This window comes from Kitasatospora purpeofusca (genome assembly GCF_036010405.1).
Taxonomy (GTDB): Bacteria; Actinomycetota; Actinomycetes; order Streptomycetales; family Streptomycetaceae; genus Kitasatospora; species Kitasatospora purpeofusca.
The window spans coordinates 6,208,646-6,222,938 of sequence record NZ_CP108561.1 but is presented as its reverse complement, the minus strand read 5'-3'; the positions used below and the strand labels follow the sequence as shown (position 1 = coordinate 6,222,938).

Below are 14,293 nucleotides of genomic sequence, written 5' to 3'. Positions count from 1 at the left end.
AATCTCTCATTCCGGGTTGTCCACCAGGCTCCGGGCCGCGTTCACACTGAGTGACAACGCCCGGCGCGCATAGTCCGGGGAGGCCCCGGCCAGCCCGCAGGTCGGCGTCACCAGCACGCGGCGGCCCAGCAGCTCCGGGGAGAACCCGAGCCTGCGCCACAACGCCCTGACACCCTGGACACTACCGGCCGGGTCCGACAGCGCCGTTGATTGAGCAAGCGCCCGCTCGGTGGAGGGGACGACGCCCGCGAGGATCACGGTGCCGGCGTCGACCGCCTCGCCGAACTCCTCGTCCTCACGCTCGGTCAGCAGCGAGAAGTCCAGCGAGACACCCGCGACTCCGGCCCGGCGCAGCAGCGGCAGCGGCACCCCGGGGGCGCAGCAGTGCACCACCACGGGCACGTCCAGGGCACCGATCACGTCCCGCAGCGCCTCCTCGGCGCGCTGCCGGTCGACGGAGCGCAGCCGCTGGAACCCGCTCGCCGTCCGCACCTCGGCGGACAGCACGGCGGGCAGCGAGGGCTCGTCGAGCTGGAGCACCAGCTCCGCCCCGGGCACCCGGCGGCGGACCTCGGCGAGGTGGCGGCGCAGGCCCTCGGTGAGCGAACCGGCGATGTCCCGGCAGGCGCCGGGGTCGGCCAGCGCCTTCTCGCCGTACTTGAGCTCGATCGAGGCGGCCAGCGTCCACGGCCCGACCGCCTGCACCTTCAGCGCGCCGGTGTACCCCTGGGTGAACTCCTCCATCGCGTCGAGGTCCTCGCCCAGCCAGGAGTGGGCCCGCCTGGTGTCCCGGCCCGGACGGTCGGCGAAGCGCCAGCCGCTCGGCTCGGTCTGCGCGAACAGCTCCACCAGCAGGCCGGCGGACCGGCCGATCATGTCGGCACCCGGCCCCCGGGCGGGGAGTTCGGGGAGGAACGGCAGGTGCTCCAGCGCCCCGGTGGAGGTCCTGGCGGCCTCCCGGGCGTCGGTGCCGGGCAGCGATCCGACGCCGGTGGCGGCGCCGACCAGGTCGGGGAAGGACAGTGGGTTGCTCACGGCCGAAGCCTATGGGGTCGGGAACGCCGACGGCCCCGGCACCGGGCGCGGGGCTCGGTGACGGGGCCGTCGGGTGGTCCGGGAGACCGGGTCGTCCGGGGGACCGGTCCCGGGCGCTACCGCCCGGGGCGGACGGTGATGTCGGTGATCTCCGCGTCCCGGGAGGCGTCCAGCGCCGCCAGGATCGCCCTCGCCACCGACTCCGGCTCGATCCACTGGCCGGCGTCGTACACCCGGCCCTCCTGCTGGTGCACCTTGACCTGCATCGCGGTGGCGGTGCGGCCCGGGTACACCGAGGTGACCCGCACGCCGTTGCCGTGCTCCTCCAGCCGCAGCGAGTCGGCGAGGGCCCGCAGCCCGTGCTTGCTCGCCGCGTACGCCGACCAGTCGGCACTCGCCCGCAGCCCGGCACCGGAGTTGACGAACACCACGTGGCCCTTGGCCAGCCGCACCGACGGCAGCAGCAGCCGGGTCAGCTCGGCGGGGCCGACCAGGTTGACGTTCAGAGTCGCCTGCCAGGCCTTGACCGGCAGTTCGCCGACCGGGGCCAGCTCGACCATGCCCGCCACGTGCAGCAGCGAGTCCAGCTCGACCGGCGGCGCCTGGTGCCCGAGGGCCCAGGAGAGCTTCGCCGGGTCGGCGAGGTCGCCGACCAGGGTCTGCGCGCCGGGGAAGCGTTCGCGCAGCTCGGCGGCGCGGCGGGCGTCGCGGGCCAGCAGCCAGAGTTCGTCCCCGCGCTCGGCGAGACGGGCGGCGAGAACCGCGCCGATGCCGGAGCCGGCGCCAGTGATCAGATGAGAGGCCATGACCGTGATCCTCTCAGCCCTTGAGCTGCTCGAAGACCTGGGCCGGGGTGTCGGCGAAGGTGATCAGCTCGCCCAGCGGGCGGGGCAGGAAGCCCTCGGCGTCCATCCGCTCCAGCTGGGTGCGCAGGCCCGCGTAGAAGCCCTCGGTGTCGAGCACGACCACGGGCTTGTCGTGCAGCGCGTGCTTCTTCAGCTCCAGCACCTCGGTCACCTCGTCCAGGGTGCCGAGACCGCCGACCAGGACCACCAACGCGTCCGCACGCGCCAGCAGCTTCGCCTTGCGCTCGGCGAGGTCGGCGGTGGTGACCAGCTCGTCGGCCCCGTCGTACGCCTTGTGCTTCAGGAACTCGACGGAGATCCCGACCAGCCTGCCCCCGGCCTCCTTCACGCCGTCGGCGATCAGCCCCATCAGCCCGGCGTTCGACCCGCCCCACACCAGGGTGTGCCCGCCCTCCCCGAGCAGCCGGGCGAATTCGGCGGCGGGCACGGAGTAGCGGTCGTCGAGCGAGTACGCGGAGCAGAAGACGCAGATATTCATAGTGCCTCCCGGTCTATCACGCCCCCGCACCCCCGCTCACCAGGTTTGTTCGCCCGCCTCAGTCCCGGTAGGGGACGAGCACCGCCAGGTCCAGCGTGAAGCCGAACGGCTCCGGAATTCCGATCCCGTCGCCGAACTTCCGGTCAGTACGGGTGTGGTACCGGTCGTGGTCGGGCTCGGAGAACAGCGTCACCGTCCGCTCGCGCGGGTCCACGATCAGGTAGAGCGGGATCCGCATCACGGCGTAGTCGTGCAGCTTGTCCATCCAGTCGTTGCCCGGGTTGGACGGCGACACGATCTCCACCGCGATCAGCGCCTCGGCGGCGGGGGCCCGGTTGCCCGGCTCGGAGAGCACCTCCACCGGCAGGTAGGTGAGGTCAGGCTCGCGCCCCTTGGAGACGTCAGGGCTGACGATCCTGGCCCGTTCACCGGAAACGTACCCGTCCGGAGCGTGCCGCTCGAACTGCCCGCGCAGCAACTCGACGTCGAGCCGATGAATGTCCGGCGGCGACGCCTGCATGACCAGCACGTCCCCGAACCACTCGATCCGGACGCCTTCCGGAGCGATCCGCTCCAGCTCCTCGACGAACTCGCGGTGCCGTTCGTAGAAGCTCACGCCACGCCCTCCAGGCGGCTCGCGACCGTCAGCCGAGCAGCTGCCGGCCGTCATGGGACCGCGCGGCCGGTGCGGCACCCTCGCGGAGCGCGTCCAGTACACGCACCGCGTACACCTCGGCCATCCGGTCGGAGACCTCGGCCGGTGTGAGCCAGGCGACGGCGGTCGACTCCTCCGAGAGCCGCTCGCTCCCGCTCTCCGGTCGGCAGCGGAACACCAGGGCGACGATTCCGCGGCTCACGTTCTTGTACACGCCGGTCAGCCGCTCCACGCCGACCTTGATCCCGGTCTCCTCGAACACCTCGCGCCGCACGCCGTCCTCGACGGCCTCCGTCACCTCCAGCACTCCGCCCGGCGGCTCCCAAGTCCCGTTGTCCGCTCGCCTGATCGCCAGCACCCGGCTGTCCTCACGGACGACCGCCCCGGCGACGGACACCGAGTGGAGCGGCGTCGACCCGCGATTCCCGGTGCGGTCACTCATGCGCAGGAGCATACGACCCCCGGCCCACCTGGGCATGTCGGTCCGAGAGGACACCCAGGACGGCGACCAGACCTGCGGCAAGACGGTCCGCAGGGGCGGGCTCGTCGGGGGCCTGCGCCAACCGGTGGGACGCCAGGCGGGCGGCGAGCCAGCCCGGGGAGGCCCAGCCGGCCCCGATGGCCATGGCAGTGACCCGGCGCAGCAGGTCGTCGCCCGGGACGGCGCGGGCGGGCTCCTGGAGGTCGGGCGGCAGGTGCTCGGTCATCCGCTCCCAGCCCGTGGGGTCGGGCGGTGCGGGCTGCTCGCTCGCGCGCGGAGTGGTACCTGTCACCACAACAGCAACCATCTTCTCTACCTGGTAAGGGACTTCCTGGTTGAATCCGCACGTGCGGAGCTTCGAGCCTTCACGTGCGGACCTGCCCGAATCCGCACGTGCGGACTTCTTCTCGCCGCAGCGCGGTTGCGGCAGCACCGCACGTGCGGACCTCACCGACTCCGCACGTGCGGACTTACCTGCGTCGCAGCGGAGTTGCTCCTGCTTGACACGCCGGGCGTCGGCACGCAGGACGGCGAGGGCGGCGTCCCAGTCGGGGACGCCACCCAGGGGCATGGTGACGGCGTAGCCGCGCACCCGGACGCCGGAGGGGCCGTGGACCAGGGCCATGAGTCCGGCGGCCTCGGCGGCGCGATAGAAGCCGGGGACGGAGTCCTTGGAGACCCGGCAGGCGCGGGAGAACCAGAGGTTGGACGGCGGGCAGTGGAGGTTGGTGCCGTCCGCATCGGCCTTCTGTGCGGCGTGCATGAGGAAGAGGACGAAGGACGACCCGAGGGACTTCCAGGGCCCGCCGGTCGGGACGCTCTGCATCCACTGCCCGACCCGGATCCGGAACTCGTTCGCGGGCGGGGTGCCGGTGGGGCGGGAGAGGGCGAGAGCTTCGGTCGTGACGACGTGCACGTTCAGCCTTTCGTGGCCGATGTGCGAGCCGGAAGACAGCACGGCTGGCATACTGGCCGGTGTGGAATGCGCGTGCGCCGGAACCGCCAAGTTGTAGGCGTACGCGGGAATGGCCACCGCCCAGCTGGGCGGTGGCCATTGCAGTTTATGCCACGAAGGCAGTGGATTTGACGGACAGTCATAGATTCACTGCGCTGAGTGTTCCCACGTGCGGAGGGGTCCCCGGGGCTCCGCTGCGGATCAGAGCAGGTCGAGAACCATCACGTCGTGCCGGGCCGCACCCTCCCACGGAATCGCCGAGCCGACCCGCTGGTAGCCCCATGCGCGGTAGGAAGCCTGAGCCCCCTTGGCCTCCGGTCGGCTGTTCAGCATCACCCGGGCATTGTCGAGGTCCTCGACAAGCGCGTGATGCATCCGGGTGGCGACGCCTTGGCGGCGCCACTTAGGCCGAACCGCCAACTCGAAGAGCCCGAACGTACGCTTCCCGTCCTCCCGCCTGAGATCGTCGGGCACGGGATCGGTCAGGGTGTCCCACCACCCGGTGTTCGCCGACAGCGGGTAGCCGTACGCCATACCCACCACGGTGTCGCCGTCGAAGGCGACAACCGCCCGAAAGCCGCGCCTCCGCACCTGCGAGCGGAACCGGCGGAAGGCCCGCTCCACGTCGGCCGGCCCCTCCCCGTACGGGGGCTCCGCGAACGCCTCGGAGAAGACCTCTTTCAACTGCCCCTCAAGCCCGGCTGTCTGCTTGCCATCCAGAGGGCGAATCGTCACCGTCACACCGTGCTCCGCTTCCGTACCGTCACGCCGAGCGCGCGGAGTTCCTCAACACAGTCCCGTGCCACCCCTGTATCCAAGCCTGCGGCCGAAGATGCCACCGTACGCAGCCGGTCAGCGAGTCTGGTTGAGGTCATCCCCTGCGCGGCGTCGGCACTGGCAACCGCCTCGGCGCAGGCTTCATCAACCTCGCCCGCATTCATCAGCACCTCGGCCAAGCGTGCCCGATACAGCGCCGCATTTCGGCTGTAAGTCGGTCCGAGCCGGTCAATGGCTGACCGGAGGAACGGGATCGCGTACGCCAGGTGCCCGGTCTCCACATGCCACGCGGCCGTTGCGTAGTCCACCTCGACCTGACCGGCGAACGCCGTCCACGGAGGTGCATCGGTGTCCTTGTCGGACCGGTCTTGCCACGTCAACGCCTGCGAGAGAGCCCGACGGGCCCCCTGATGGTCCCCCGCCGACGACAGCGCCCGGGCCTGCCGAAGCGCAACCACTGATTTCACCTTCGGTCCGCCGTGCACCTGCGCGATCTCCCCGGCGGCGGTCGCCGCCGCGACTGCTTCCCATGGTCGTTTCTGCTCAACCGCGAGCAGGGACAGGCTGTCAAGTGCCCTGACTTCCAACAACGGGTCGTCGACCAGCCGCGCCGAGGTCAGCGCCTCTGTGCACGCCGCGCGCGCCGCCGTCGACCTCCCCGCATCAAACTCGATCCACCCGAGGTGGGAGTGCAGTGTTCCGACCAGCGCATGAAGGTCACGACCGACCGGGGCTAGGTATGCCCCGCCGGTCATGACCTTCTCGACGCTCTTCAACACGCGCTTGGCAGCTTGCCGAGCGACTCGGCCGCCGTGTGAGTGGTCGATGGCATAGAGGCCGGCAACGTCCGACTGGAATGCCTGGACGTCGAGTGCGCCGATGCGCCGGCCGGTCCGTGTGTTGGGGAGAACGGACACACCGAGGAGTGCTCCGACGTCTACGACGAACTGTCGACGGTGCAACACGTCCTTCTGGTACCCGTCCATCGATGTACTGCGCGCACGCTCCGGCGGGACGGTGAACCCGAGCTCGGTGAGCGGGACGCCCAACATCGCTTCCAGCACGGCCTGTTGACCCGGGTGCGGCAAAGGTGGATCCGGTGACTCCCAGCGGCGGAGCTGGCGCACACTCACTGCCGCGTCGACGCCCATGCACCGCGCCATATCCGAGAACGCCGTGACAAACGCCTCTTGGGTGTATCCAGCAGCCTTCCTCTGATCGGCTAGTGGCAGTGCTGACACAAGCCCCCCCTCAACAGACTTACGACTACAACACCCTGCCACCGACGAACGCCGACTGCACCCGAAACGTCCGGTGAAACGTCCGGTCCTTCTCGGCCCACGGGCCCTCCCGAGACGGTGAACTAGGAATACCTCGCCAGCGAATCAACTGTCGGTGAGAGATCACCCAAACCACCCGAGGGAGTGACCTCGATGCCTCGACTCACCACGTTGTCGGCTCGCACGGGCTGTGGCGACGGGCGGCCGCTCCGCCCGTCGCCGGCCGTCGTCACCGAATCCTGGCGGCAGCACGAACCGAACACGCCACTCATCCCCCAGTGGTGACCCGACGCCGACCGCTGCGGCACCCACCCCGCAGAGCCGGGCTGTGTTCCTCCGGCCCGACCCTTTCGTCTTTCGTCGGACTACGCGGTGACGGCCGGGCGTTCCGTGGTGGCGATGGTGGCGGAGCCGACGACGCGGGTGCCGTCGTACAGCACCACGGCCTGGCCGGGGGCGATGCCGCGGGCCGGGGTGTCGAGGTCGACGCGGAGGGTGTCGTCGGTGACCGAGGCGCTGACCGGGACCTCTTCGCCGTGGGCGCGCAGCTGGGCGGTGTAGCGGCCGTCGGACAGGGGCTCGGTGCCGCACCAGCGGGGGCGGATCGCGGTGAGGCCGGTGACGTCGAGGCCCTCGACCGGGCCGACGGTGACGGTGTTGTTCACCGGCGAGATGTCGAGCACGTAGCGCGGCTTGCCGTCGGCGGCCGGACGGCCGATCCGTAGGCCCTTGCGCTGGCCGATGGTGAAGCCGTAGGCGCCGTCGTGCTCGCCGAGCTTGGTGCCGTCGACGTCCAGGATGTCGCCGGTGGCGGTGCCGAGGTGGCGGGCCAGGAAGCCCTGGGTGTCGCCGTCGGCGATGAAGCAGATGTCGTGCGAGTCGGGCTTCTTGGCGACGGCCAGGCCGCGCCGCTCGGCCTCCTCGCGGATGACGTCCTTGGTGGTGTCGCCGAGCGGGAAGAGCGAGTGGGCGAGCTGGTCGGCGTCGAGCACGCCGAGCACGTACGACTGGTCCTTGGCCGCGTCGACGGCCCGGTGCAGCTCGCGGGAGCCGTCCGCCAGGTCGACGATCCGGGCGTAGTGGCCGGTGCAGACGGCGTCGAAGCCGAGGGCCACCGCCTTGTCCAGCAGCGCCGCGAACTTGATCTTCTCGTTGCAGCGCAGGCACGGGTTGGGGGTGCGCCCGGCCGCGTACTCGGCCACGAAGTCGTCGATGACGTCCTCGCGGAAGCGCTCGGCGAGGTCCCAGACGTAGAACGGGATGCCGATCACGTCGGCGGCCCGGCGGGCGTCCCGGGAGTCCTCGATGGTGCAGCAGCCGCGCGCGCCGGTGCGGAAGGACTGCGGGTTGCTGGACAGCGCCAGGTGCACGCCGGTCACCTCGTGGCCGGCCTCGACCGCGCGGGCCGCGGCGACGGCGGAGTCCACCCCGCCGGACATCGCCGCGAGCACACGCAGGCGGCCGGTGGTGGACGGAGCGGTCGGGGCACCCGGGAAGTCAGTCATGATGACAACAAGCGTACGTGGTGCCGCCCGGCATTCCGCCGGGGTTCCGGCGCTCGGCCGGACGGCCTTCCCGCTCGGCGCCGGACGGCCTTCCCGCTCGGCGCCGGACGGCCTTCCCGCTCGGCGCCGGACGGCCTTCCGGCTCAGCGCCGGACGGCCGCGAGACCGGCGTTGCGGGCGCGCTGGACGGCCGGGGCGATGGCCTCCGCGAGCGCGGTGACATCGTCGCGGGTGGACGTGTGGCCGAGCGAGAACCGCAGCGAGGCCCGGGCGAGCAGCGGGTCGACGCCCATCGCCAGCAGCACGTGGCTGGGCTGCGGGACGCCGGCCGAGCAGGCCGAGCCGGTGGAGCACTCGATGCCCCGGGCGTCGAGCAGCATCAGCAGCGCGTCGCCCTCGCAGCCGGGGAAGGAGAAGTGCGCGTTGGCGGGCAGCCGCCCCTCCCCCGCCGGGTCGCCGTTGAGCACCGCGTCCGGGACGGCGGCGAGCACGGTCGCGACCAGTTCGTCCCGCAGCGCGCCCAGGGCGAGCGCGTGCTCCTCGCGGCGCTCGACGGCGATGGCCGCGGCGGCCGCGAAGCCGGCGGCGGCGGGCGCGTCCAGGGTGCCGGAGCGGACGTCGCGCTCCTGGCCGCCGCCGTGCAGCAGCGGGACGGGCGTCGCGCCGCGCGACAGCAGCAGCGCGCCGATGCCGAACGGGCCGCCGATCTTGTGGCCGGTGACGGTGAGCGCGGTGAGTCCGGAGCCCGCGAAGGAGACCGGCACCTGGCCGAGCGCCTGCACCGCGTCGGCGTGCATCGGGATGCCGTACTCGGCGGCGACGGCGGCGAGTTCGGCGACCGGCTGGACGGTGCCGACCTCGTTGTTGGCCCACATGACGGTGACCAGCGCGACCGAGGCGGGGTCGCGTTCGATCGCCTCGCGCAGCACCGCCGGGTGCACCCGGCCGAGCGCGTCCACCGGCAGGTAGTCGACGGTGGCGCCCTCGTGCTCGGCGAGCCAGTGCACGGCGTCCAGCACCGCGTGGTGCTCGACGGGGCTGCACAGCACCCGGGTGCGGGCCGGGTCGGCGCCGCGGCGGGCCCAGTACAGGCCCTTGACCGCCAGGTTGTCGGACTCGGTGCCGCCGCCGGTGAGGACGATCTCGCTGGGCCGGGCGCCGAGCGACTCGGCGAGCGACTCGCGGGACTCCTCGACCACCCGGCGGGCCCGGCGTCCGGCCGCGTGCAGGGAGGAGGCGTTGCCGACGACCCCCAGGTGCGCCGTCATCGCGGCGATCGCCTCGGGCAGCATCGGCGTGGTCGCCGCATGGTCCAGGTATGGCATAACCATGCGATTGTAGTGGCCCTCCGGCCTGCACCGGACCGGCGTGCCCGGGACGGCCGGGCGCACCGCACCGATCCGGCCACCGGACAGCGGTCACCGGGCCGCTGCCCCTCGGGGCAGCCCAGGTACGGGAGAAGGCCCCCGAACGGTTAGCCTGACGGCCACCACCACGCGGCCCGACGGCCATCGCCAGGCGGCCGGACGGCCACCACCACCAGCACCACCCGGCCGGACGGCCACCACCACCCGGCCCGGCGGCCCCTGCCCGCGGCCCGGCCGGAACCAGGAACGGGGAGCCCCATGTCGCAGTCGGTCGATCGGGCGCTGACCCTGCTCGGCTCGCTCGGCGACGGACCGGTGACCCTGGAGCAGGCCGCCGGCTCGATCGGGGTGCACAAGTCCACCGCCCTGCGGCTGCTGCGCACCCTGGAGGAGCACGGCTTCGTGCACCGGCTGTCCGACCGCCGCTACCGGGTCGGCGGCCGGGTGCTGTCGCTGGCCCAGCGGGCGCTCCAGGAGATCGACGTCCGGCAGGTCGCCGCCCCGTACCTGGCCGCGCTGAACGAGCGCTGCGGCTGCACCGTGCAGTTGGCCGTGCTGCAGGACGACGAGGTGCTGTACCTGGACGAGCTGGCCGGCCGCTGGAGCAGCGATCCGGGGCGGCCGACCCGGATCGGGCGGCGGGCCTCGGCCGCCGGGACGGCGATCGGCCGGGTGCTGCTGGCCGGGCTGCCCCCGACCGGTGCGACGACCGACGCCCTGGCCGCCGATCTGGCGGCGGTGCACCGCCGGGGCTGGGCGGCGGAGTCGGCCGAGCACCTGGAGGCGGTCACCTGCGTGGCGGCGCCGGTGGCGGGCAGCGACGGGCGGGCGGTCGCGGCCTGCGCGATCTCCGCGCCGGCCGACCGGATACCCTCGGCCGAGCTGCTGCGACTGGTGCCGGAGCTGCTCTGCACCGCCGAGGCGGTCTCGCTGGCGTACGGCGGCTCGCCTACTCCTCGCTGGTGCGAGAACCGTTGCGGTGCCAGGCCCGCGGCGCGCGCCAGCCGTACTTGAGGGCGAGCATCCGCAGGCCGAACGCGGTCAGCGCGGCGGCGGTGCCGGTGGCGGCGGTGAGGCTGCCGAGGGCGATCAGCACGGCGACCAGGGCGGCGCCGACGAGGGCCGGCACGGCGTAGATCTCGCGGTCCCAGCGCAGCAGCGAGGGCAGTTCACCGGCCAGGACGTCGCGCATCACCCCGCCGCCGGCGGCGGTCACCATGCCGAGGGCGACCGAGGAGACCGCGCCGAGCCCGTAGTCGTGCGCCTTGGCGGTGCCGGTGACGCAGAACAGTCCGAGGCCGAGCGCGTCGAGGGTCTGCACTGCGCGGTTGATCCGCTCGACCTCGGGGTGCAGGAAGAAGACCACCAGGCCGGCGAGCAGCGGGGTGACGAAGTAGCCGAGGTTGCTGAACGCGGCGACCGGGGTGGCGCCGATGACGAGGTCGCGCATCACGCCGCCGCCGAGCGCGGTGACCTCGGCGAGGACGCAGATGCCGAAGATGTCCATGTTCTTGCGGACGGCGAGCAGCCCTCCGGAGAGGGCGAAGACGAAGATGCCGACGAGGTCCAGCGACTGCTGCACGTCGGAGGGGAAGATCTGCGAGGTCACCGCACCAGTGTGACCCGGCCGGCCCTCCCCTCCGACCGCGCGGTCAGGCCGAGGCCTTCGCCCCGTCGCCGGTGACGGCGTTCTCCGGGAAGTGGCAGGCCACCTGGTGGCCTGCCGTCGCCGCGACGAGCGGCGGCTCCTGGCTCGCGCAGATCTCCTGGGCCTTCCAGCAGCGGGTGCGGAAGCGGCAGCCGCTGGGCGGGTTGATCGGCGAGGGCACGTCGCCCTTGAGCAGGATCCGGTCGCGCCCGCCGCTCTGGCGCCGGCGCGGGTCGGGCACCGGGACGGCCGACATCAGCGCGGTGGTGTACGGGTGCATCGGGCTGCGGTAGAGCGAGTCCCGGTCGGCGATCTCGACGATCTTGCCGAGGTACATCACGGCGACCCGGTCGGAGACGTGCCGGACCACCGAGAGGTCGTGCGCGATGATCAGGTAGGTCAGGCCGAGCTCCCGCTGGAGGTCGTCGAGCAGGTTGACCACCTGGGCCTGGATGGAGACGTCCAGGGCGGAGACCGGCTCGTCGGCGACGATCATCCGGGGCCGCAGGGCGAGCGCCCGGGCGATGCCGATGCGCTGGCGCTGGCCGCCGGAGAACTCGTGCGGGTAGCGGTTGTAGTGCTCGGGGCTGAGCCCGCACAGCTCCAGCAGCTCCTGGACGGCCTTCTTGACCCCGCCCTCGGGCTCGGCCTTCTGCAGCCGGAACGGCGCGCCGACGATGGTGCCGACGGTGTGCCGCGGGTTCAGCGAGGAGTACGGGTCCTGGAAGATCATCTGGATGTCGCGGCGCAGCGGCCGCATCGCCCCGACGCCCAGGTGGGTGATGTCGGTGCCCTCGAACTCGATCTTCCCGGCGGTCGGCTCGTCGAGCCGGGTGACCAGCCGGCCCATCGTCGACTTGCCGCAGCCGGACTCGCCGACGACGCCCAGGGTCTCACCGGCGTCGACCGTGAAGTCGATGCCGTCGACCGCCCGGACGGCGCCGGTCTGGCGCCGCATCAGGCCGCTGTGGATGGGGAAGTGCCGGGTCAGGCCGGTCACCCGGAGCAGCGGCTGCCGATCCGGGGCGGGCGCCGGCGCGGGGATGGTCGCCGCCTGGGTGTCCGTCATCGGTTCTCTCCAGAAAGGTGGTACGAGTCCGGGCTCACAGCCGGGGCGCGATCTCTTCGGTGAAGATGCGGTGCCGCTCGGAGAGCGCGAGGTGGCAGGCCGCGTGGTGGCCGGGCGCGACCTCGGTGAGCCCCGGGGTCTCCTCGGTGGAGCGCCCGCCGGTCAGCGCCGCGTACGGGCAGCGCGGGTGGAAGGCGCAGCCGGACGGCACGTTGATCAGGCTGGGCGGGGTGCCCCTGACCGGGACGAGCCGCTCCTGGAGCTCCCGGTCGAGACGCGGCATCGAGCCCAGCAGGCCCCAGGTGTAGGGGTGTTCGGGCGAGTCGAAGAGGGTCTCGGCCGGGCCGCGCTCGACGCACTTGCCGCCGTACATGACCAGGATGTCGTCGGCGAGCTCGGCGACCACCCCGAGGTCGTGGGTGATGATGATGACGGCCGAGCCGAACTCCTCCTGGAGGTCCCGGATGAGGTCCAGGATCTGCGCCTGGACGGTGACGTCCAGGGCGGTGGTGGGCTCGTCGGCGATCAGCAGCGAGGGGTCGTTGACCAGGGCCATGGCGATCATGGCGCGCTGGCGCATGCCTCCGGAGAACTGGTGCGGGTAGTCGTCGACCCGGCGGTCGGGCTGCGGGATGCCGACCCGGTCGAGCATCTCGACGGCGCGGGCGCGGGCCTGCTTCTTGGTCGCCTGCGGGTGGTGCACCCGGTAGGCCTCGACGATCTGCTGCCCCACCGTGTAGTAGGGGTGCATCGCGGTCAGCGGGTCCTGGAAGATCATCGCCATCTGGCGGCCGCGGAGTTCCCTGACCCGGTCCGGTCCGGCCGCGACGAGGTCCTCGCCGTCGAGCCGGATCTCGCCGGTGATCCGGGCCCGCTTGGAGCGGTGCAGGCCCATGATGCCGAGCGAGGTGACGGACTTGCCGGAGCCGGACTCGCCGACGATGCCGAGGGTGCGGCCCTTGGCCAGGTCGAAGCTGACCCCGTCCACGGAGCGGACCAGGCCGTCGTCGGTGTCGAAGTGGATCCGCAGGTCCCGGACGGAGAGGTACGGTTCCCCTCCGGCCGGGGCGGCCGCGCGGGCCGGGGTCTTCTGGAGCTCGGTCACGACAGCCTCACCCGGGGGTCGACAGCGGCGTACAGGAGGTCAACCACGAGGTTGCAGAGGACGATGAAGAAGGCGGCGAGCAGCGTGGTGCCGAGGATCTTCGGCAGGTCGTTGTCGGAGATCGCCTGGACGGCGAACTGGCCGACGCCCTGCAGCGAGAAGACCTGCTCGGTGATCAGCGCACCGCCGAGCAGCAGACCGAGGTCCATGCCGAAGATGGTGACGATCGGGGTGAGCGCGGCGCGCAGTCCGTGCCGGGTGACGACCTTGCGCTCGGCCAGGCCCTTGGCCCGGGCGGTGCGGATGTAGTCCTCGCTCATCGTCTCCAGCATTCCGGCCCGGGTGAGCCGGGCGTAGAGAGCGGAGTAGAGGAAGGCCAGCGAGATCCAGGGCAGGATCAGGTTGCGGGCCCACATCAGCGGGTCGTCGGTGAAGTTGACGTACTGGAGGTTGTCCAGGATCGGCCACTCGTAGCTGAAGACCGTGAGCAGCAGCGCGCCGGTGAAGAAGACCGGCAGCGAGACGCCGGCGAGCGCGATGCCCATCGAGATCCGGTCGAAGATCGAGCGCGGCCTGAGGGCGGAGACGACGCCGGTGGCGACGCCCGAGACCAGCCAGAGCGTGGCCGCGCCGATGGCGAGCGACAGCGTGACCGGGATCCGCTTGGACAGCTCGGGCCAGACCTCCAGATGGTTCTTGAAGGAGTAGCCGAAGCAGGGCACGTGGCAGGTGGCCGGTTCCGGGCCGAACTTGTATTCGGCGCCGCTGACCAGCCCCTTGAGGAAGTTCCAGTACTGGGTGTACAGCGGCTGGTCGAGGCCGAGGTTCTTCTTGACCGCCGCGATCGCGTCGGGAGAGGGGTTCTTCCCGATGTACTGGGTGGCCAGCTGGTCGACCGTCTCGCCGGCGAGGCGCGGGAGCAGGAAGAAGATCGCGAAGGTGACCGCGCTGACGACCAGCAGCAGCACCGCGGCGGCGAGGATCCTGCGGATGATGTAGGCAAACACAGTTGGTCGGCTCCGGCCGCCCGCCGCCGTCCGGGATCCTCCGGACGGCGGCGGGCTTTGCCGCT

General features: G+C 72.0%; 15 protein-coding genes. 1 reads left to right on the top strand and 14 read right to left on the bottom strand.

Annotated features, from left to right (window positions below; translation table 11 throughout):
* Positions 1–6 precede the first annotated feature (6 nt).
* From OG715_RS27360 to OG715_RS27315, 10 genes are all read right to left on the bottom strand, one after another.
* Positions 7–1,035, bottom strand: a complete 1,029-nt coding sequence (locus OG715_RS27360; RefSeq protein ID WP_266271581.1) for a methionine synthase — start codon at positions 1,033–1,035, stop codon at positions 7–9.
* A 116-nt stretch (positions 1,036–1,151) separates the two neighbouring features.
* Positions 1,152–1,841: an SDR family oxidoreductase gene (locus OG715_RS27355; RefSeq protein WP_266271580.1), complete on the bottom strand. Its 690-nt coding sequence runs from the start codon at positions 1,839–1,841 to the stop codon at positions 1,152–1,154.
* A gap of 13 nt (positions 1,842–1,854) precedes the next feature.
* Entirely contained in the window at positions 1,855–2,379 is a 525-nt protein-coding gene (locus tag OG715_RS27350) for an LOG family protein (protein ID WP_266271579.1), read from the bottom strand.
* Between the two features lie 58 nt (positions 2,380–2,437).
* On the bottom strand, positions 2,438–2,995 hold the full coding sequence (locus OG715_RS27345) for a Uma2 family endonuclease (protein ID WP_266271578.1): 558 nt from the start codon (positions 2,993–2,995) through the stop codon (positions 2,438–2,440).
* Positions 2,996–3,023: 28 nt separating this feature from the next.
* On the bottom strand, positions 3,024–3,488 hold the full coding sequence (locus tag OG715_RS27340; RefSeq protein ID WP_266271577.1) for an NUDIX hydrolase: 465 nt from the start codon (positions 3,486–3,488) through the stop codon (positions 3,024–3,026).
* Complete coding sequence (locus OG715_RS27335) at positions 3,469–4,473, bottom strand: hypothetical protein (protein ID WP_266271576.1); 1,005 nt, start codon at positions 4,471–4,473, stop codon at positions 3,469–3,471. The genes OG715_RS27340 and OG715_RS27335 overlap by 20 nt, the downstream gene beginning before the upstream one ends.
* Positions 4,474–4,671: 198 nt before the next feature.
* A complete protein-coding gene (locus OG715_RS27330) occupies positions 4,672–5,211 on the bottom strand; it encodes a GNAT family N-acetyltransferase (RefSeq protein ID WP_266271575.1) in 540 nt (179 codons plus the stop codon).
* Entirely contained in the window at positions 5,208–6,398 is a 1,191-nt protein-coding gene (locus tag OG715_RS27325) for a hypothetical protein (protein ID WP_266271574.1), read from the bottom strand. The genes OG715_RS27330 and OG715_RS27325 overlap by 4 nt, the downstream gene beginning before the upstream one ends.
* A 494-nt stretch (positions 6,399–6,892) precedes the next feature.
* Entirely contained in the window at positions 6,893–8,032 is a 1,140-nt protein-coding gene (gene mnmA, locus OG715_RS27320; RefSeq protein ID WP_266271573.1) for a tRNA 2-thiouridine(34) synthase MnmA, read from the bottom strand.
* Between the two features lie 143 nt (positions 8,033–8,175).
* Positions 8,176–9,357 (bottom strand): cysteine desulfurase family protein, encoded by a 1,182-nt coding sequence (locus OG715_RS27315; RefSeq protein ID WP_266271572.1) that lies wholly within the window; start codon positions 9,355–9,357, stop codon positions 8,176–8,178.
* Positions 9,358–9,657: 300 nt separating this feature from the next.
* Here OG715_RS27315 and OG715_RS27310 point away from each other — a divergent pair, with 300 nt between their 5' ends.
* Positions 9,658–10,413 carry an IclR family transcriptional regulator gene (locus tag OG715_RS27310; RefSeq protein ID WP_266271571.1) on the top strand — a complete coding sequence of 252 codons (756 nt, stop codon included), beginning with the start codon at positions 9,658–9,660 and terminating at the stop codon, positions 10,411–10,413.
* Here OG715_RS27310 and OG715_RS27305 read toward each other — a convergent pair.
* The 4 genes from OG715_RS27305 to OG715_RS27290 are packed head-to-tail and all read right to left on the bottom strand — an operon-like array spanning position 10,349 to position 14,228.
* Positions 10,349–11,008, bottom strand: a complete 660-nt coding sequence (locus OG715_RS27305) for a trimeric intracellular cation channel family protein (protein ID WP_266271570.1) — start codon at positions 11,006–11,008, stop codon at positions 10,349–10,351. The two genes, OG715_RS27310 and OG715_RS27305, sit on opposite strands and share 65 nt — an antisense overlap.
* A 43-nt stretch (positions 11,009–11,051) precedes the next feature.
* Positions 11,052–12,116 carry an ABC transporter ATP-binding protein gene (locus OG715_RS27300; RefSeq protein ID WP_266271569.1) on the bottom strand — a complete coding sequence of 355 codons (1,065 nt, stop codon included), beginning with the start codon at positions 12,114–12,116 and terminating at the stop codon, positions 11,052–11,054.
* 34 nt (positions 12,117–12,150) lie between these two features.
* Positions 12,151–13,221 (bottom strand): ABC transporter ATP-binding protein, encoded by a 1,071-nt coding sequence (locus tag OG715_RS27295; protein ID WP_266271568.1) that lies wholly within the window; start codon positions 13,219–13,221, stop codon positions 12,151–12,153.
* Entirely contained in the window at positions 13,218–14,228 is a 1,011-nt protein-coding gene (locus tag OG715_RS27290) for an ABC transporter permease (protein WP_030392717.1), read from the bottom strand. The genes OG715_RS27295 and OG715_RS27290 overlap by 4 nt, the downstream gene beginning before the upstream one ends.
* Between the last annotated feature and the right edge of the window lie 65 nt (positions 14,229–14,293).